17 protein-coding genes are annotated in these 17,079 nt (G+C 59.9%); 8 read left to right on the top strand and 9 right to left on the bottom strand.

Annotated elements, in window-relative coordinates:
* Window positions 1-244: 244 nt before the first annotated feature.
* A complete protein-coding gene (locus tag B3729_RS04525) occupies window positions 245-874 on the bottom strand; it encodes a thiol:disulfide interchange protein DsbA/DsbL (RefSeq protein ID WP_010796554.1) in 630 nt (209 codons plus the stop codon).
* 216 nt (window positions 875-1,090) lie between these two features.
* Window positions 1,091-1,696, bottom strand: coding sequence for a c-type cytochrome (locus tag B3729_RS04530; protein WP_286787244.1), 606 nt, complete (start codon window positions 1,694-1,696; stop codon window positions 1,091-1,093).
* Between the two features lie 149 nt (window positions 1,697-1,845).
* On the opposite strand from B3729_RS04530, the gene yihA reads away from it, so the two are divergent.
* On the top strand, window positions 1,846-2,490 hold the full coding sequence (yihA, locus tag B3729_RS04535) for a ribosome biogenesis GTP-binding protein YihA/YsxC (RefSeq protein ID WP_074821308.1): 645 nt from the start codon (window positions 1,846-1,848) through the stop codon (window positions 2,488-2,490).
* A gap of 426 nt (window positions 2,491-2,916) precedes the next feature.
* Here the strand turns inward: yihA and polA are convergent, their stop codons facing one another.
* Window positions 2,917-5,658, bottom strand: a complete 2,742-nt coding sequence (gene polA, locus B3729_RS04540) for a DNA polymerase I (RefSeq protein WP_286787245.1) — start codon at window positions 5,656-5,658, stop codon at window positions 2,917-2,919.
* Between the two features lie 72 nt (window positions 5,659-5,730).
* Between polA and B3729_RS04545 the strand changes: the two genes are divergently transcribed.
* The gene (locus B3729_RS04545; RefSeq protein ID WP_010796550.1) at window positions 5,731-6,012 is read left to right on the top strand and encodes a DUF2782 domain-containing protein; all 282 of its coding nucleotides are present in this window, start codon (window positions 5,731-5,733) and stop codon (window positions 6,010-6,012) included.
* Window positions 6,013-6,134: 122 nt separating this feature from the next.
* The gene (locus B3729_RS04550; protein ID WP_286787246.1) at window positions 6,135-7,085 is read left to right on the top strand and encodes a homoserine kinase; all 951 of its coding nucleotides are present in this window, start codon (window positions 6,135-6,137) and stop codon (window positions 7,083-7,085) included.
* 71 nt (window positions 7,086-7,156) lie between these two features.
* Here B3729_RS04550 and B3729_RS04555 read toward each other — a convergent pair whose 3' ends face one another.
* Window positions 7,157-8,092, bottom strand: coding sequence for a zinc ABC transporter substrate-binding protein (locus tag B3729_RS04555; protein ID WP_286787357.1), 936 nt, complete (start codon window positions 8,090-8,092; stop codon window positions 7,157-7,159).
* A gap of 68 nt (window positions 8,093-8,160) precedes the next feature.
* On the opposite strand from B3729_RS04555, the gene B3729_RS04560 reads away from it, so the two are divergent.
* Genes B3729_RS04560 through znuB form a run of 3 tightly spaced genes read left to right on the top strand, consistent with a single transcriptional unit; the run spans window position 8,161 to window position 10,191 of the window.
* Window positions 8,161-8,646: a Fur family transcriptional regulator gene (locus B3729_RS04560; RefSeq protein ID WP_010796547.1), complete on the top strand. Its 486-nt coding sequence runs from the start codon at window positions 8,161-8,163 to the stop codon at window positions 8,644-8,646.
* Complete coding sequence (znuC, locus tag B3729_RS04565) at window positions 8,643-9,413, top strand: zinc ABC transporter ATP-binding protein ZnuC (protein WP_010796546.1); 771 nt, start codon at window positions 8,643-8,645, stop codon at window positions 9,411-9,413. Before B3729_RS04560 ends, znuC begins: the two co-directional genes overlap by 4 nt.
* Complete coding sequence (gene znuB / locus B3729_RS04570) at window positions 9,406-10,191, top strand: zinc ABC transporter permease subunit ZnuB (RefSeq protein WP_037029903.1); 786 nt, start codon at window positions 9,406-9,408, stop codon at window positions 10,189-10,191. The genes znuC and znuB overlap by 8 nt, the downstream gene beginning before the upstream one ends.
* A 62-nt stretch (window positions 10,192-10,253) precedes the next feature.
* Here the strand turns inward: znuB and B3729_RS04575 are convergent, their stop codons facing one another.
* Window positions 10,254-11,333, bottom strand: a complete 1,080-nt coding sequence (locus B3729_RS04575) for a tartrate dehydrogenase (RefSeq protein ID WP_286787247.1) — start codon at window positions 11,331-11,333, stop codon at window positions 10,254-10,256.
* 110 nt (window positions 11,334-11,443) lie between these two features.
* Between B3729_RS04575 and B3729_RS04580 the strand changes: the two genes are divergently transcribed.
* Together B3729_RS04580 and B3729_RS04585 are read left to right on the top strand one after the other, a co-directional pair.
* Window positions 11,444-12,373 (top strand): LysR substrate-binding domain-containing protein, encoded by a 930-nt coding sequence (locus tag B3729_RS04580; protein WP_010796543.1) that lies wholly within the window; start codon window positions 11,444-11,446, stop codon window positions 12,371-12,373.
* Window positions 12,374-12,449: 76 nt separating this feature from the next.
* Window positions 12,450-13,277, top strand: a complete 828-nt coding sequence (locus B3729_RS04585; protein ID WP_010796542.1) for an aldo/keto reductase — start codon at window positions 12,450-12,452, stop codon at window positions 13,275-13,277.
* 63 nt (window positions 13,278-13,340) lie between these two features.
* Here the strand turns inward: B3729_RS04585 and rsd are convergent, their stop codons facing one another.
* The 4 genes from rsd to B3729_RS04605 all read right to left on the bottom strand — a co-directional run bounded on the left by rsd (window position 13,341) and on the right by B3729_RS04605 (window position 17,057).
* On the bottom strand, window positions 13,341-13,847 hold the full coding sequence (rsd, locus tag B3729_RS04590) for a sigma D regulator (protein WP_286787248.1): 507 nt from the start codon (window positions 13,845-13,847) through the stop codon (window positions 13,341-13,343).
* Between the two features lie 162 nt (window positions 13,848-14,009).
* On the bottom strand, window positions 14,010-14,519 hold the full coding sequence (locus tag B3729_RS04595) for a disulfide bond formation protein B (RefSeq protein ID WP_037030661.1): 510 nt from the start codon (window positions 14,517-14,519) through the stop codon (window positions 14,010-14,012).
* A gap of 160 nt (window positions 14,520-14,679) precedes the next feature.
* Complete coding sequence (locus tag B3729_RS04600) at window positions 14,680-15,891, bottom strand: heme biosynthesis protein HemY (RefSeq protein ID WP_219651460.1); 1,212 nt, start codon at window positions 15,889-15,891, stop codon at window positions 14,680-14,682.
* Window positions 15,888-17,057 (bottom strand): uroporphyrinogen-III C-methyltransferase, encoded by a 1,170-nt coding sequence (locus tag B3729_RS04605; RefSeq protein ID WP_073450077.1) that lies wholly within the window; start codon window positions 17,055-17,057, stop codon window positions 15,888-15,890. Before B3729_RS04605 ends, B3729_RS04600 begins: the two co-directional genes overlap by 4 nt.
* Window positions 17,058-17,079: the final 22 nt, after the last annotated feature.

The following is a 17,079-nucleotide window of genomic DNA, read 5'->3' on the forward strand; positions in this document are numbered from 1 at the left end:
GAAAAGAGCATGGGTAAATCTAAAGCGTTATGCATGTTTTAGCAGACGCCACAGGTTGTATCGCTTCGATAAGGTTCATGGCAGTTGTAACGGCCGAAATAACCCGGCCTTTAACGTACACAGCAGAAGTGTGATACAGGTTGTAAATAGCGACAGGTCTGCGCCAGCTGGTTGGGCAGCATGGAAGATTCAGCCAGCAGCGCCGCCTGGAAGGGCCCGCCAGAATGGCAGGCCCGGCAGGGTATTACTTGGCGGCGCGTTCCTTCTGGATCAGGAAATCAGCCACTTGCAGGGCCTGGTCCGGACCACCTGCGCTACCTAGGTCAAAGCGGTATTTACCGTTGACGACCATGGTCGGAACGCCGCTGATCTGGTAGGCCATTGCCAGTTTCTTGTCCTTCTCGACCTGTCCCTTCACGGCGAAGGAATTGTAGGTGCTCAGGAATTTCTCGCGATCAACACCCTGATTAGCCAGAAAGTCCGCCATCTCCTCAGGAGTGGCCAGCTTCTGTTGGCCGTTATGAATGGTCGCAAAAATCGCCTCATGCACCTTCTGCTCGACGCCCATGGCTTCCAGCGTCACGAACAGCTGGCCATGAACGTTCCAGACACCACCAAACATGGCCGGCACGCGACGGAAACTCACATCGTCAGGCAGCTTCTTGGCCCAGGCATTCAACGTCGGCTCGAAGGCATAGCAGTGCGGGCAGCCATACCAGAACAGTTCGACCACTTCGATCTTGCCCGGTGTAGCCACTGGGACCGGGTTGCTCATTTCCGTGTATTGTTTGCCAGCCTCAATCTCCTGGGCGTTGGCAAACGTACCAAACAGGCCGGAAAAGGCTAATACAGCGGTAAGAATCAGGTTACGCATTAATCTACTCCTGGGCTGAAAGGCCATGCTGCGAAGCCCGCAGCAGGCAGGCCACGCCGGATAAAGCCATGCTTCAATCGAAGCGTGCGACGGGGTCTGCCATTGTAGCGGTCATAACCACCAAAATGACGGCTGGTGCGGCGCTTTTTAACGTGACATTCAGGCTTGATTCAACTTCTCAACGCGTCCACCTAAGGGGACGCACCGTAAACAGCTCTAGTGCAATCCTTCAATATAGGTTGCCAAGGCTGAAATATCCTGGTCAGACAGCTTGCCGGCAATGCTGCGCATCATCATGGCTTCGCCATCATTGGTACGCTGTCCTTCGCGAAAGGCGGTCAACTGCTTGAGGGTATAAACGGCGTGCTGGCCCGAAAGCAATGGAAAACCGGCCTGGCGATTGCCGACACCATCCGGCGCGTGACAGCCCGTACAGGCAGGCAGACCCGTTTCCAGACGTCCGCCTCGATAAAGCGCTTCGCCAGCAGCCACAAGCGCAGGGTCAGCGGCACCGATCACCGGCTTCTGCGAGGCAAAATAGGCCGCCAGGTCTTCTATATCCTGATCGCTCAGGGCTGGCATGAACGCCATCATTTCAGGCACGGGCCGGGCGCCGCTCTTGATATCGTGGAGCTGTTTGATCAGATAGCGCTCGCCCTGACCGGCAATCTTGGGAAAACTGGGTATAGGGCTGTTACCATCGGGACCATGGCAGGCACCACAGACCATCGACTTGCTTTGTCCGGCGGCAACATCGCCTGCGGCCTGGGCCGTCATGCTGATTCCCAGGGTGAGCAAAAGGCTCACCATCAGTGTTTTCATCCGTCGATCCATTACGCCTGTGTACGGGACGCAAGCCAGCCTGCTCGACCCCAGGCATACTATGCGTACAGAATCTGCATCATTCTATAGAGACGGCTCCGCTGAGCGAAAGCGGGAGTCGCAGCGCTGCGGCGCCATCGAGACCTACTATGACGTTCAAAAACCCTATTATTGGCCTTTGCCAACAAGCGACCTACCAGATTAGCGCCACCCGGGTGGACCAGTGCCCGCCGGATATTGGCTACGAAGTCGCCTTTGCCGGCCGCTCTAACGCGGGCAAATCCAGTGCGCTCAATACCCTGACCCATGCCAGCCTGGCCCGTACCTCCAAAACCCCTGGCCGTACCCAGATGCTCAACTTCTTCCAGTTGGATGAGGAGCGACGTCTGGTCGACCTGCCTGGCTATGGCTATGCCAAGGTCCCGATTCCGCTCAAACAGCACTGGCAGCAGCACCTGGAAGCCTATCTGGGCAGCCGTGAGAGCCTTGTGGGTATCGTCTTGCTGATGGATATCCGCCACCCGCTGACCGAGTTCGACCTCCTGATGCTGGACTGGGGCAAGGCAAGCCATATGCCGATCCATGTTCTGTTGACCAAGGCCGACAAGCTGGCTTTTGGCGCAGCCAAGAATGCACTGCTCAAGGTGCAGCGCGATATCAAGAAAGGCTGGGGCGACAACGCCAGCGTACAGCTGTTCTCAGCTCCCAAGCGTCAGGGGATCGAAGAAGCCCACAAGGTATTGGCTCAATGGCTGGGGCTGCTTGAGGACGAAGCGGCCAGCGACGTGGAATAAGCACAGGAGCATGGCGCACTGAATTGTGGGTGCGCCATAGGCTGGCAGCACATGTCCATCGAAGCGCTACCGCTCTTGTTCAGGCAAAAACCTCTGCCGCATTTTTCCGGACGCAAAAAAAACCCCGATCTTCATTGGGGAGGGGAAAAGATCGGGGTTTAAGTTCGGACCGCTAGGGCGGGGTCCGTTAATCTGCCAACACTAAACAGCAAAGGAGCATCGAAGGGCTTCTCCAAGCCATTCACAAAATCAGACAGAACGGCTTCACAAAAGTTCTCCGTTCATCGAAAAAATGTCATAACCGCTTGTTATTTTTTCGAAGGTTCATTCCTGAACCTCAAGATGCTGGCCAATTCGCTCCTTTTAGCCACTATTTCGCCATAAAAGGCTACAAAAGGCCCCAGCGGAGCCTTCTGCGTTGCCCTCTTAGTGCGCCTCGTCCCAGTTACAGCCAACGCCTGCTTCCACCAGCAGCGGTACGTCCAGTTCAGCCGCACCACTCATCAATGGGCAGAGTTCTTCACGGACGGTCTCGACGAGATCTTCCCGTACTTCCAGTACCAGTTCGTCGTGTACCTGCAAAATGACGCGGGCATCAATACCCGAACGCTGTAGCCAGTCATCCACACGCACCATGGCGCGCTTCATGATGTCTGCCGCCGTGCCCTGCATGGGTGCGTTGATCGCTGCACGTTCGGCACCACGACGGATGTTCTGGTTCTTGGAGTGAATATCCGGCAGGTACAGACGGCGGCCAAACAGCGTTTCCACATAGCCCTGATCCACGACCTGGGCTCGGGTACGCTCCATGTAGGCCAACACCCCGGGGTAGCGCAGGAAGTACCGGTCGATATAGGCCTGGGCCTCCTTACGATCCACGCCGATCTGCTTGGCCAGGCCAAACGAACTCATGCCGTAGATCAAGCCGAAGTTGATCGCCTTGGCGCGGCGGCGCTGCTCATGGGTTACCTCGTCCAGGCTCACACCCATGACCTCGGCAGCCGTGGCACGGTGCACGTCCAAATCGTTCTGGAACGCATGCAGCAGGCCTTCGTCCTGTGCCAGGTGCGCCATGATGCGCAGCTCGATCTGCGAATAGTCCGCCGCCATCAGCTTATAGCCTTTGGGCGCGATGAAGGCCTGACGGATGCGGCGACCTTCCGCGGTGCGGATCGGGATATTCTGCAGGTTCGGGTCAGACGAAGACAGCCGTCCCGTCGCCGTCACCGCCTGATGATAAGAGGTGTGGATACGCCCGGTGTGCGGGTTGATCTGCTGGGGCAGCTTATCGGTATAGGTGCTCTTGAGCTTGCTCATCGAGCGGTGCTGCATGATGACCTTGGGCAGCGGATAATCCTGATCGGCCAATTCCTGCAACACGGCTTCGGCCGTGGACGGCTGGCCGGACGCGGTCTTGGATACCACCGGCAGGCCTAGCTTCACAAACAGGATCTCACCGAGCTGCTTGGGCGAGCCCAGGTTGAACTCCTGCCCGGCCAATTCGTAGGCCTCTTTTTCCAACGCGATCATCTTTTCACCCAGCTCGCGGCTCTGCACGCCAAGCAGATCGCGGTCCACATAGGCCCCGTTCTGCTCGATACGCGCCAGTACCGGCACCAGTGGCATCTCGATCTCTTTCAGCACGCTGGCCAGCGCCGGAACGGCCTCCAGCTTGGGCCAGAGGGCCTGATGCAGGCGCAGGGTAACGTCAGCATCTTCGGCGGCGTAAGGGCCTGCCTGTTCCAGGGCAATCTGGTCAAAGGTCAACTGCTTGGCCCCTTTGCCAGCGATATCCTCGAAGCGGATGGTGCTATGGCCCAGATACTTGAGCGCCAGGCTGTCCATGTCATGACGGGTGGCGGTAGCGTCCAGCACGTAGGATTCGAGCATGGTGTCGAAGGCAATGCCGCGCAGGGTGATGCCATAGCGGGCAAAAACGTTCTTGTCGTATTTGCCGTGCTGCATGACCTTGAGCTTGGTCTCGTCTTCCAGTAGCGGCTTGAGCGCAGCCAGTACGGCGTCACGGTCAAGCTGGGCGGGTGCCCCCATGTAATTGTGCGCAACCGGCACATAGGCCGCCTCGCCTGCTGTTACCGCGAACGAGATACCGGCCAGATCCGCCTGATGAGCGTCCAGGCTGTTGGTTTCGGTGTCCAGGGCAAACAGGTCGGCCGCCTTCAGCTTTTCCAGCCAGGCGTCGAATTCGTCCTGGGTCAGGACCGTCTGGTAATCGAGCTCCAGCGTCGCCTGCTCGCTTTCACCCAGTGGCAGCGGCTCGCCGCTGTCCTTGGCCTCCCGCAACAGGTCGTCCAGCCAAGATTTGAATTCCATTTCCTTGTACAGGGCGATCAGCGCTTCGCGGTGCGGTTCCTCCGGCATCAGTTCATCGAATTTCACGTCGAGCGGAACATCGATCTTGATGGTTGCCAGCTGATAGGAAAGATACGCCTGATCGCGGTGCTGCTCGAGCTTGGCCGCCAGCGACTTGGCGCCGCGGATCGGTAGCGTAGCCACCTTGTCCAAATTGGCATACAGCGCGTCCAAGCCGCCGCCAATCCCGTTGAGCAGGCCACAGGCCGTCTTCTCGCCAATGCCCGGTACGCCGGGAATGTTGTCGATCTTATCGCCCATGAGTGCCAGGAAGTCGATGATGTGCTCAGGTCCCACACCGAACTTCTCCTTCACGCCCTCGACGTCCAGCACGCTGCCGCTCATGGTGTTGACCAGCGTGACATGCTCGCAGACCAGCTGGGCCATGTCTTTGTCGCCTGTGGAAATCACCACCGGACGAGAAGCAGCTGCGCAGCTCCGGGCCAGAGTGCCGATCACATCGTCCGCCTCGACGCCTTCCACATTGAGCAGCGGCAGGCCCAGGGCACGAATGCAGGCGTGCAGCGGCTCGACCTGACTGCGCAGGTCATCGGGCATGGCCGGGCGATGAGCCTTGTAGTCGGCGAAGAGTTCATCGCGGAACGTTGGGCCCTTGGCATCGAAGACTACGGCAAAGGGGCTGTCCGGGTATTGTCTGCGCAGGGACAGCAGCATGTTGAGGACGCCTTTCACGGCGCCGGTCGGCCGGCCGGTCGATGTCATCAACGGCGGCAGGGCATGGAAGGCACGGTAGAGATAGGAGGAACCGTCCACCAGGACGAGAGGCGCTTGGCTCATGAGCGAGATCAACCTTTTCGCGAGGCCTAGAGGTAGAATTTCCTCTGACCTATTCAAAAGGACAAGGTTACCATGCGAGTGCTCAGCAGACTTTTACTCATCGGTCTTTTAGCTGCCCCTACCGTACCCGTACTGGCCCAGGAGGACCCTTCGCCCGAGCCGGACGTGACCATCCGTCATGATGGCGACAAGACCATCCAGGAATACCGCGTGAACGGTTTTCTGTATGCCATCAAAATCACTCCCAAGCACGGCAAGCCGTATTTTCTGGTGCGCGCCGATGGCGACAGCAATTTCATCCGCTCGGACCAGCCCGACATGCTGATTCCCCAATGGGAAATCTTCCGCTGGTGATTTTATTCGGCCCTGTCGGTACGGGTGGCTGTTCCTCAGGCGGCAGCAGGCGGTAAACTGCCCGCCGTTTTTCGGCTTGCAGGCCGTTCTCGTCCATGACGCTTTGAGGAAAGCTTCACCCCATGTCCGTCTTTACCCCGCTCGACCGCCCGACGCTTGAAGCTTTCCTGGCAGACTATGGCCTTGGCCGCCTGCGCGACTTTCGCGGTATTGCCGAAGGGTCCGAGAACACCAACTACTTTATCAGCCTGGAAGGCGGCGAGTTCGTGCTAACGCTGGTCGAGCGCGGTCCGGCAGCCGATCTGCCGTTTTTCATCCAGCTCCTGGATGTGCTGCATGAAGCCGATCTGCCAGTGCCGTATGCGCTGCGCACCGAGGCGGGAGACGGACTACGGACCCTGAAGGGCAAGCCTGCCCTGTTGCAGCCGCGGCTACCGGGCAAGCATGAGCGCGCACCGAACCCTCATCACTGCCAGGAAGTCGGCTCGCTGCTGGCCTGCATTCACTTGGCAACACGCGATCGAATTATCGAGCGCCCAAGCGACCGGGGTATTGCCTGGATGCTGGAGCAGGGCCCACAACTGGCAAACGAGCTACCCGAATCGGCCCAGGCGATGTTGCATAACACACTGGATGAGATTCGCGCGCTGCAGGAGCGAAACCCCAGCCTGCCATGCGCCAACCTCCATGCCGACCTGTTCCGCGACAACGTGATGTTCGACGGGCCGCACCTGTCTGGCGTAATCGACTTCTACAATGCCTGCTCAGGCTGGATGCTCTATGACCTCGCCATCACGGTGAATGACTGGTGCTCCCGCGAAGACGGCTCGCTCGACGAGCCGCGCGCCCGCTCATTACTGGCCGCCTATGCCGCCAAGCGCCGCTTCACGCCGCTCGAAGTCGAACTCTGGCCGGTTATGCTGCGGATTGCCTGTGTACGCTTCTGGCTGTCCCGCCTGATTGCCGCCAAGGCCTTTGCCGGTCAGGATGTGCTGATCCACGACCCTGCTGAGTTCGAGCACCGTCTCGCCCAGCGCCAGAGTGTTGCGCTGCGACTCCCCCTGTCGCTGTAAGCTCTTCGAGGGCTTCGTCCTGTGTACGAAGCCCCTGCCTCAACGACTCAGCTAGTCAAAATCGCCTTTGCCTAAATTTTACCCAGGCAATCCGTCAGCTTGCCCGTCAGGTTGGTCAGCAGCGTCTCATAACCGGAGGCATTGACTGGCGCATCAGCGCCCAGCGGATCCAGTTCGGACAGCGTGACTGGCAGGCCCTGGCTTAGCGTATCGGCCAGACGTGGGCGCAGCGGCGGCTCGGTAAAGACACAGGTGGGCCCGGCGCTCTTCAGCATGGCGCGCATTGCGGCAACATGGCGGGCGCCCGGCTGCACATCCCCACTGATGGCAAATACACCACGGTGTGACAGGCCGTAGGCTTCCTCGAGGTAGTCGAAGGCCTCATGGAAGACGAAATACGGCTTGCCGATCAAGGGCGTCAGATCCTGCTTGAGCTGGCCATCGAGGCGGTCGAGCCGCTGATTAAAGGCTGCCAGATTCGCCTTGTAGCGGTCGGCGTTGGCACTGTCCTGGGCCGAAAGATCAGCCGCCATCCTGGCAGCGATCACGCGTGCGTTGTTCAGCGAGAGCCACAGGTGCGCATCGATGGAGCCGGGACGATGGTCATGGTCGTGCTCGAAAGCTTCGTCATGGCCATGGTCGTGCTCGTGATCTGCTTCGGCGCTGAAATTGACGAAGCGCCGCAGGTGCAGATCAGGTAGCTCCTGTATAGCGACGCTGGGCTTGTCCCGGCCGGGCAGCACATCCTTGAGAAAGACTTCCATGTCCGGCCCTATCCAATAGAACAGCTGCGCCTCGCGGATGCGCCGTATGTCGGAAGGCCGCAGGGCGTAGTTGTGCGGGGAGGCGCCTGGCGGCAGCAGAACGTCGGGCGTATCGACGCCCTCTTGCACCGCCGCGGCAATCAGCTGTAGGGGTTTGATGCTGGTCAGTACGTTGACCTCGGCATAGGCCGAGGCTGCAAAAGCGGTCAGGCCGAACAGAGCGCCGGCAATCAGGGATCGGATCACGGAAGGGTCTCAAAGCAGTACGTTTGCAATATAATAACGTCCCTATTCACAAACGGCTCATTTCAATGACGAGTATCCCTCTGGCTTCTCGCCCGCATGACCATTCCCATTGCGTCACCCATGCGCTGGGTGAGGCCGAATCGCTGTGCACGAAGTCCGGTGTACGCCTGACCGACCTGCGCCGCCGCGTGCTGGAGCTGGTCTGGCAAAGCCACAAGCCGCTCGGGGCCTATGACATCCTGGCGGTCCTTAGCGAGCAGGACGGCCGCCGTGCTGCACCGCCGACCGTTTATCGTGCACTGGATTTCCTCCTCGAAAACGGCCTGGTGCACCGCATCGCCTCCCTGAACGCCTTTATTGGCTGTAATCACCCAGGGCATGCCCACCAGGGTCAGTTCCTGATTTGCCGCCATTGCCATGTGGCGATCGAGCTTGAACAGCCTGCCATTCATGAGGCTATTCAGGCAGGTGCCGGCACGGTCGGCTTCAAGGTCGAAGGCCAGACGGTCGAAGTCATCGGCCTCTGCTCTGCCTGCCAGGACGCTCAATGAGCGATGCGCTGATCCAGCTGTCCGATGTGGGCGTGCGCTTTTCCGGGCAGAACATTCTTGATCAGGTAAACCTGACCCTCACGCGTGGCGAAATCGTCACGCTGATCGGGCCCAACGGGGCCGGCAAGACAACACTGGTGCGCACCGTGCTGGGTCTGCTCAAGCCGGACACCGGCAGCGTCTGGCGTCAGCCACGCCTGACGATTGGCTACATGCCGCAAAAGCTGCACGTAGATGCAACGCTTCCGCTCTCTGTGCTGCGGTTCCTGCGGCTCGTGCCGGGTGTAGACCGTACAAGTGCCGCCAGCGCCCTGGCCGAGGTAGGTGCAGATCACTTACTCGACAGCCCCTTGCAAACCATTTCCGGAGGCGAGTTGCAGCGCGTGCTGCTGGCCCGTGCGCTCTTGCGCAAGCCCGAGCTGCTGGTGCTCGACGAGCCGGTCCAGGGCGTGGACGTAAGCGGTCAGGCGGAGCTCTATCGGCTCATTACCCAATTACGCAACCGCTACGGCTGTGGCGTGCTGATGGTTTCCCATGACCTGCATCTGGTCATGAGCACCACTGATCAGGTCGTCTGCCTGAATCATCACATCTGCTGCTCCGGCCATCCTGAGCAAGTCAGCGGCGATCCGGCCTTTGTCGAACTGTTCGGCCAGGACGCGCGCAGCCTCGCGATCTACCACCATCACCACGACCATGCCCATGAACTGCATGGCGGCGTCGTGATGAAACCCCACGTCCATGGTGAACACTGCAAGCATGGCTGATTTTCTTCTTTACGCCTTGCTCGCCGGGCTTGCATTGGCGGTTGTTGCCGGGCCGCTGGGCTCGTTCGTGGTCTGGCGACGTATGGCCTATTTTGGCGACACCCTTTCCCACGCAGCCCTGCTCGGTGTGGCAATGGGCTTTTTGCTCGATGTCAGCCCGACCCTGGCGGTTACCGTTGGCTGCGTCGTTCTGGCTGTCCTTCTGGTCTTGCTCCAGCGCCGCCGGGGCCTGGCCGCCGATACGCTGCTGGGCATCATGTCCCACAGCACCTTGTCGCTAGGCCTGGTGGCTTTGTCCTTCATGAAGGACGTACGGATCGACCTGATGAGCTATCTCTTTGGGGATCTGCTTGCCGTCAGCCAGAGCGATCTGTGGTGGATTCTGATCGGCAGCGTGATCGTACTGGCCGCGCTGGCCGCGCTCTGGCGCCCCCTGCTGGCCATTACCGTCCACGAGGAATTGGCCCAGGTGGAAGGCCTGCCGGTCACGGCCATCCGCATGGCCCTGATGCTGCTCATTGCCATCGTGATTGCGGTCGCGATGAAAATCGTCGGCGTCCTGCTGATCACGTCGCTGCTCATCATTCCCGCCGCTGCCGCGCAGCGCCATGCCCGCAGCCCCGAGCAAATGGCCTTTGGCGCCAGTGTGCTGGGGATCATTGCGGTGTGCCTGGGCCTATCGCTGTCGTGGTATCAGGACACGCCTGCCGGCCCCTCCATCGTGGTCTCGGCCGCAGCGCTCTTCCTGCTCAGCTTTACCCTGCCCCGACGGGCTTAAGCGTCACTGGACCTGAAAAGCCCCGCCTAGGCGGGGCTTTTTATTGAGCCAGAGGAGATGCTTCAGAACTGCACGGCAATGGCCTTGCCAAGCGCCTCGGTCGTTCCCATCCCGCCAATATCCCGTGTCAACGGTGCATTGTCCGGACCTTTTGCCAGGACGGTCTCGATGGCGGCCAGTACTGCCGCGCCGGCGTCATGGTGGCCCAGGTGCTCCAGCATCATCGCGCCGCACCAGATCTGTCCGATGGGATTGGCAATCCCCTGGCCTGCAATGTCCGGCGCCGAGCCATGGACGGGCTCGAACAGGCTGGGGAAGCGGCGGTCCGGATTGATGTTGGCCGAAGGCGCAATACCGATCGTACCCGTGCAGGCCGGGCCAAGGTCGGAAAGAATGTCCCCGAACAGATTGCTTGCCACGACGACGTCGAACCAGTCCGGATGCAGCACAAAGTTCGCCGTCAGGATATCGATGTGGTATTTGTCGATCTTGACCTCTGGATAGCCTGCCGCCATGGCTTCCACCCGCTCGTCCCAGTAAGGCATGGTGATGGAAATGCCGTTGGATTTGGTGGCCGAGGTCAGGTGTTTCTTCGGACGCCGCTGCGCCAGCTCAAAGGCGAACTTGAGGATGCGATCGACCCCGATACGGCTCATGACCGTTTCCTGCATGACCACTTCGCGCTCGGTGCCGGCAAACATCTTGCCGCCGATGCTGGAGTATTCGCCTTCGGTATTCTCGCGCACCACATAGAAATCGATATCACCCGGCTTGCGGTTGGCCAGCGGGCTTCTCACGCCCGGCATCAGGCGGCAGGGGCGCAGGTTCACGTACTGGTCGAAGTCACGGCGGAATTTCAGCAGCGACTCCCACAAGGAGACATGATCAGGAACCACCTCGGGCCAGCCCACCGCGCCAAAGTAAATCGCGTCGTAGCCCTTGAGCCGTTCGAACCAGTTGTCCGGCATCATCTTGCCGTGCTTCACGTAGTAATCCGCACAGGCAAAATCAAACCAGTCCCATTGCAGCGTCAGGTTGAATGCCTTTGCAGCGGCATCCATGACCCGAATGCCCTCAGGCATGACTTCCTTGCCGATGCCATCGCCGGGAATGACTGCAATCCGGTAACAGGGCGTGCTCATGGGCGAATCCTCTTGTAGTTGATACACAGTCCGGCCAGTGTTATTCACTCCTCCGATCCACACAATTCGCCTTTGAAGAAAGCCATTATTGAATTCAGGTAAAGAATTGCATGTCCGCCATCGATGACCTCAGCTTTTTCCAGCGCGTCGCCACACGGGGCAGCCTTACCGCCGTGGCGCGTGAGCTGGGGCTGTCACTCCCTGCAGTAAGCAAGCGACTGACGCAGCTGGAACAGCGCCTGGGTGTTCAGCTGGTACAACGCACGACGAGACGGCTTGACCTGACGGCAGAAGGCGAGCTGTACCTGGAGGGCGCCCGGCCGATTCTCCAGCAGCTGGAGGAGTTAGAAAGCGCCTTGGGCAACCAACGCCAGACCTTGCGCGGGCAGCTCAGAATCAACGCAACCTTTGGCTTTGGGCGACGCCACCTCGCCCCTGTCCTGTCCCGCTTTGCCCAGGAGTACCCTGATGTCGAGCTATCCCTTGAGCTGACCAGCCAGCCGCTCAGCCTGCTGGACCAGGGCATGGATATCGGTATTCGCATGGGCGAGCCGCCGGACTCACGCCTGGTCGGCCATCGCCTGCTGGGCAATCCGCGCCTGCTCTGTGCCTCTCCAGCCTATCTGAGCCGCGCCGGTACGCCCCATGAGGTATCCGAGCTGAGTGCACATAACTGCATCGTGCTGCGCCAGGATGGCAGCGACTACGCTATCTGGCGTTTCCATAAGGAGGGACGTGAGTACGCTCACAAGGTCAGCGGCAGCCTGTCGAGCAATGATGGAGAAGTTGCCCTGCAATGGGCGCTGGACGGCCATGGCCTGATCCTGCGCTCCTGGTGGGATGTCCATGAGCACCTCGCCTCGGGCGCCCTGCTGCCGCTGCTGACCGCGTACGAGGCACCCCGTGCCGACATCTACGCGGTCTACCCGTACCGCCGGCACGTGCCTCGCCGTATCAAGGTCTTTGTCCGCTATCTGGCCCAAGCGTTGGAGGCGCGCCTGCCCAATGCTCCCGAGCCCGTTCGTAACGCGCCGGGATAGAAACGGCTCCTCCCCGGTCGTATCACCGATACCGCCGGAAATATACGACTCCCTTCACCTCAACACAGGAGTAATCATGTCCTCGATTCCGAGCCTTCAACTCAATGACGGTCACCATATTCCCCAGTTCGGCCTGGGCACTTGGAAAACCCCGAACGAAGAAGCGCCCCAGCTGATCCGCTCAGCCCTCGAAATGGGCTACCGCCACATCGATACAGCGGCTGCCTATAACAACGAGGAAGGCGTAGGCCAGGGCATCGCCGAATCCGGCATCGACCGCAGCGAACTCTTCGTGACAACCAAGCTGTGGAACGAGCGCCAGGGCTTCGACGAAACCCTCAAGGCCTTTGACGAGAGCCTGTCCAAGCTCAAGCTGGACTACGTAGACCTCTACCTCATTCACTGGCCCTGCCCCAAGGCTGGCAAGTTTCTGGATACCTGGAAAGCGTTCCTGCGCCTGCGTGAAGAGGGTCGCGTTCGCTCGGTAGGCGTATCCAACTTCCGCCAGGAAGATCTGGAGCAGATCATTCTGGAGACTGGTGTAACCCCAGTGGTGAACCAGATCGAAGTTCATCCGCTGCTACAGCAAAATGACCTGCGCGAAGTGAACCGTCAGAAGAATATCCTGACCGAAGCCTGGAGTCCGCTCGCTCAGGGCGGCGAGCTGCTCAAGCATCCCTTGTTCCAGGAACTGGCGAAAAAGCATGGCAAGACGCCTGCCCAAGTCATCCTGCGCTGGCATGTCGAGCTTGGTTCAATCATTTTTCCCAAATCCACCAATCCCGAACGTATCCGCGAAAATGCCGATATTTTCGACTTCAGCCTCGACAGCGATGACATGCAAAAGATCGCCGCTCTGGATGAAGGCAAGCGCCTGGGCCCGGACCCGGCAGAATTCTGCTAATCCATCGGGCACAAAAAACCCCGCCTGGGCGGGGTTTTTCATGTGCATCGATCAGCGCGTCACTCAATAGACCGGCTGTTGAGACGCGGCCACGCCGGGCGTGGACATTGGCTGCAGCTGATGCGAATTGTGCAGCACTTCGATCAGGCAGTCTTCAAGCTCGAAGCGCTCATCGAGCAGTTTGCCCAGTTGCTGCAGCTCAACCAGCAGGCGAGCCGGCTCATGGCAGTCGCCACTGTCGCAACGGTCATTGAAATTCAGGGCAGCCTCGGTCAAGGCCTGCAGGCGTGGATAAACGGTATGGGCAAATTCCATGGCACGCTGATCATCAAAGGCCTTTGCCTCGTTCATCAGTTGCTCATAGATTTCGAAGTGCCCTGCCGATACATAGTCCACGAGCAGATCGCACAGCTGCTCAAGGCCCTTTTGGTTTACCATCGGAGCCAACTGAGGCTCTAGCTGCAGGGCTTGATATGCCGTTACCAGTTTTTGACGTTCCTGCAACCAGCGATCGATCATCTGGTGCACCCCACCCCAACGTTCTTGTGCATTTCGGCAACGTTCAAGCATGACGAACTCTTCCTCAGCGGCGAAACAATAGCCCCGACGGTCTTCGTCGTAAGGCGTTCGACCCGGTTAATCCAACCAGAGACTGTTCGGACACCGTCGAAGCAGAGTAGTGCCGTTCAGTGATCGACTGCAACCCCTGCGACCTGCTGAACGGCATTCCGATTATCGGACAATGACACCACGGGAGCGGCGGAAGAACTGATAGATCGAAAGCAGAATAAAGCCGGTAAAGGCCAGCAGGCTCCACTCCGGCACGCTCATGCCAAACAATGTCCAGTTCACTTCGGCGCAATCGGCCGTGCCATGCAGAACCAGGCGCACAACGTCCTGGAATGGCAGGGCCTGCATCATGTAATCCAGGCTGGGCAAGCAGGCAGGCAGCTGGTCGGCCGGTAATGTCTGCAGCCACACTTGCCGACCGGCGGTCGCAGCGCCCAGGGCCGAGGACAGAAAGATCAGGACCGCATAGACACGCTGGCCGCGGGTAGCCGGATTATGCAGGGCCGCGATGAACGCCAGGATGCCGGCGATGATGAAGAATATCCGCTGGACGATACAGAGCGGGCAGGGTTCAAGGCCGAGGACGTGCTCAAGGTAAAGGCCGGCGGCCATGAGCACGGCGCAAGCAATAGCGATCAGCGAAAAAATAAAACGCGGGCTAGTCACGAGCAGGACGGCTCCAAAAGAAATAGAGGTCGCTACGGTAGTGAAAGCGTTGCGGCCTTTCAAGCGAAGTAAAGCAGCTTATACGCGGTAGGGCGGATGAGAGGTGCTGCAAGAGGGATAAAGGGTCTGGCGTGAAGAACCGCACCAGACCCTGCATAAACACCTCTCAGGCCCGCAGCGCCGGAGGAGTCGGGCGGCTGCCGGTGCTTTCCAGCAGCAATTGGTTGCTGCGATCCGTCTCGCCCAGATGGGTCAGAAGACGCGCCAATTCACCGCAGGCCTCGGGTGTGCGCTGGGCGCTCAGGCTGGCCTCGAGATAATCCCGCGCCTTACCCCAGAGCTGGTTGGTCTGACACAGACGGCCCAGCGTCAGCAACAGAACGGGGTCGTTTGGACGGTTACGTAGCCAGCCCTCGGCCAACTGCAGCTGTTTGGCCGGGTCACGGCTCTTGATGTAGCCATACAGACGGACCAACCGGTCGTCGTAATTACGCTTGATGGCAGCACGCAGTACGTCCTCGGCATCATCCTCTCGGTTCAGCTCATGCAAACGAGCCGCGTAGGCATGGGCGATTTCCACGTCGCTTTTCAGCGCGCTGGGCACCTGCTGCCATTGGCGCGCTATTGCCTGTGTAGGTGCCTCATCGCCAATGGGGCTAACCTCATCCAGCGAGGCCAACCAGGCGCGGCGCTCAAGATCACTTAATTCCGATTCGCCCAGAACCCGCTGTTTGCGCAACTCCGGCAACAGGCCGATCAGTGCCGGCCAATCACGCGTGGTCACATACAGGCGCTGCATCAGTGAGAGTACGTAGGGATGCTTGGGATACTTTGCATGCAAAGGCGCCAGGCTTGCCAGTGCCTCGGAATACTGCGCCCGATGGATCTGCAATTGAGTCTGAGTCAGACCGATGGCCACATCGGCATGGGGCTCGCGCTCTCGGGCCTTCTGCAGAAGCGCGTCGCTTTCTTCGTACTGACCCATCTCGTTGGCAGCCCGGGCGGCACCCAGATAGTGAGTCAGCGGGTGTGCATCGCTTTCCGCTGCAGTCTTCAGGTGCTTGAGCGCTGACGACCAGTCACCTTCAGCCAGCTCCAGCTGACCACGATGAGCGGCCTGGGCGACACGGCGTTGCTTGTTGTAACGCGACCAGGGATTGACCACTCGGCCCGAAACGCCAAGGGCCGACAAGGCCAGCCGCAACAGGTACAGGACGATCACGGCCGCTACGATCAGGGCGAGGAACCCCCAGAAGCTCGATTCGTAACGGAAGCTGTTGTAGGAGAACAGCACATAGCCTGGCTCATCCGCCATGATGACGGCTACCCCGAGGGCAACCAGTACGGCAAATAGGAACAGCAGGGTCAATCGTTTCACAGTTGCTCCTCCTGGGCAGGCGACGCAGCCGGGGGTGCAGGCTGGGCAGAAGTAGTCGATTCAGGTTGCTGACGGCGGGCGATATACGCCTGAAGAGCCGACAGCGTCGGGCTGAGATCCGGTGGATTGAGCGTTACAGGCTTGTCCGCCAGCTCGCTCAAGGTCTCACGAACCGCGCGGCTTTCAGCGTTCTGGCTATTGAAGTGAGCCTCAAGAACGCCTTGCGCCTGGGTCAGCGCACGCTGGTAGACCGCCTGGTTGCCATTGAGTGCTCCCCACTGAGCTTGCTCAAGGGCCAGGTTCATGGCCAGGCGGACCTGGGCCAGGCTTTCCTCAGCCAGCAGCGGCTTGATGGGTTTGTCCGCCGAAAAATCGATCCGGAAGTAGCCGGAAACACGCTCGCGCAGACGCTGCCAGGCACGCACGAAGCGGTTCGTGCTTTCCTCGCTGGCCTGGACACCGGGCTGATCCCCTTCGGGATGCACAAAGCGCGGCGGCAGCGGCTCAAGCGTTTGTACCTGATCTCGCAAAGCGGACAGCTGAACGAACAGGCCGGTGCGGTCCAGATCCGGCAGCTGGCGCAGCGCCTGCTGACTGTTCGCCAGCTGTTGGCGCACGGCAAAGGCGCCCGGATCGTTCTGCGACTTGAGAATCTCATCGACCGCCTGGAGCAGGTTTTGCGCGCTGGGCACATCCTGCAGCGCTGTCAGGCGCAGCGTGGCCATGCGCATCAGGTGCTCGGCCTCGGTCAGGCGCCAGACTTGCCGGCTCTGCCCAACCACTTCATTGAATTGCTGGGCCAGGTGCTGCTGGTCGGCCTGCAGCTGGCTCATCAGCCGGCGGCGGCTTTCGAAATCTTCTGCATTGGGCAGTTTTTCCAGCTGAGCGGCCAGGGCCTGCTCACGCTGCTCGACCTGACGCGTCAGGCTACGGGCATCTTCAAGCTGAGCCAGCTGGGCATGATCCTGCTCATGCAGGGTCCGTGTCTGCCAGAGGCTCCAGCCACCGGCCGCCAGGCCGGCAGCGCCTACAAGCAATGCCAGCAGAGCCAGCCCGGCACTGCCACGCCGGGGCTTTTCCGGAGTCGGGGCAGGTGGAGGCGTCGCGTTGACGGTCTCGCCAGATGCCGGTACGGCATCGTCAGTGGGAGTGACTGTTTCGCTCACAAGTCCTTCCTTTGATCGGTTA

This window comes from Pseudomonas sp. UBA3149 (assembly GCF_002364655.1).
In the GTDB taxonomy this organism is placed as follows: domain Bacteria; phylum Pseudomonadota; class Gammaproteobacteria; order Pseudomonadales; family Pseudomonadaceae; genus Chryseomonas; species Chryseomonas luteola.

What these genes read in the sequence shown, in the direction of transcription:
- B3729_RS04550 (WP_286787246.1), top strand. Translation starts at nt 6,135, where the DNA reads ATGTCCGTCTTTACCCCGCTCGACCGCCCGACGCTTGAAGCTTTCCTG.
- znuC (WP_010796546.1), top strand. Translation starts at nt 8,643, where the DNA reads ATGAGCGATGCGCTGATCCAGCTGTCCGATGTGGGCGTGCGCTTTTCC.
- B3729_RS04545 (WP_010796550.1), top strand. Translation starts at nt 5,731, where the DNA reads ATGCGAGTGCTCAGCAGACTTTTACTCATCGGTCTTTTAGCTGCCCCT.
- znuB (WP_037029903.1), top strand. Translation starts at nt 9,406, where the DNA reads ATGGCTGATTTTCTTCTTTACGCCTTGCTCGCCGGGCTTGCATTGGCG.
- B3729_RS04580 (WP_010796543.1), top strand. Translation starts at nt 11,444, where the DNA reads ATGTCCGCCATCGATGACCTCAGCTTTTTCCAGCGCGTCGCCACACGG.
- polA (WP_286787245.1), bottom strand. Translation starts at nt 5,658, where the DNA reads ATGAGCCAAGCGCCTCTCGTCCTGGTGGACGGTTCCTCCTATCTCTAC.
- B3729_RS04525 (WP_010796554.1), bottom strand. Translation starts at nt 874, where the DNA reads ATGCGTAACCTGATTCTTACCGCTGTATTAGCCTTTTCCGGCCTGTTT.
- B3729_RS04560 (WP_010796547.1), top strand. Translation starts at nt 8,161, where the DNA reads ATGACGAGTATCCCTCTGGCTTCTCGCCCGCATGACCATTCCCATTGC.
- B3729_RS04575 (WP_286787247.1), bottom strand. Translation starts at nt 11,333, where the DNA reads ATGAGCACGCCCTGTTACCGGATTGCAGTCATTCCCGGCGATGGCATC.
- B3729_RS04530 (WP_286787244.1), bottom strand. Translation starts at nt 1,696, where the DNA reads ATGAAAACACTGATGGTGAGCCTTTTGCTCACCCTGGGAATCAGCATG.
- yihA (WP_074821308.1), top strand. Translation starts at nt 1,846, where the DNA reads ATGACGTTCAAAAACCCTATTATTGGCCTTTGCCAACAAGCGACCTAC.
- B3729_RS04585 (WP_010796542.1), top strand. Translation starts at nt 12,450, where the DNA reads ATGTCCTCGATTCCGAGCCTTCAACTCAATGACGGTCACCATATTCCC.
- rsd (WP_286787248.1), bottom strand. Translation starts at nt 13,847, where the DNA reads ATGCTTGAACGTTGCCGAAATGCACAAGAACGTTGGGGTGGGGTGCAC.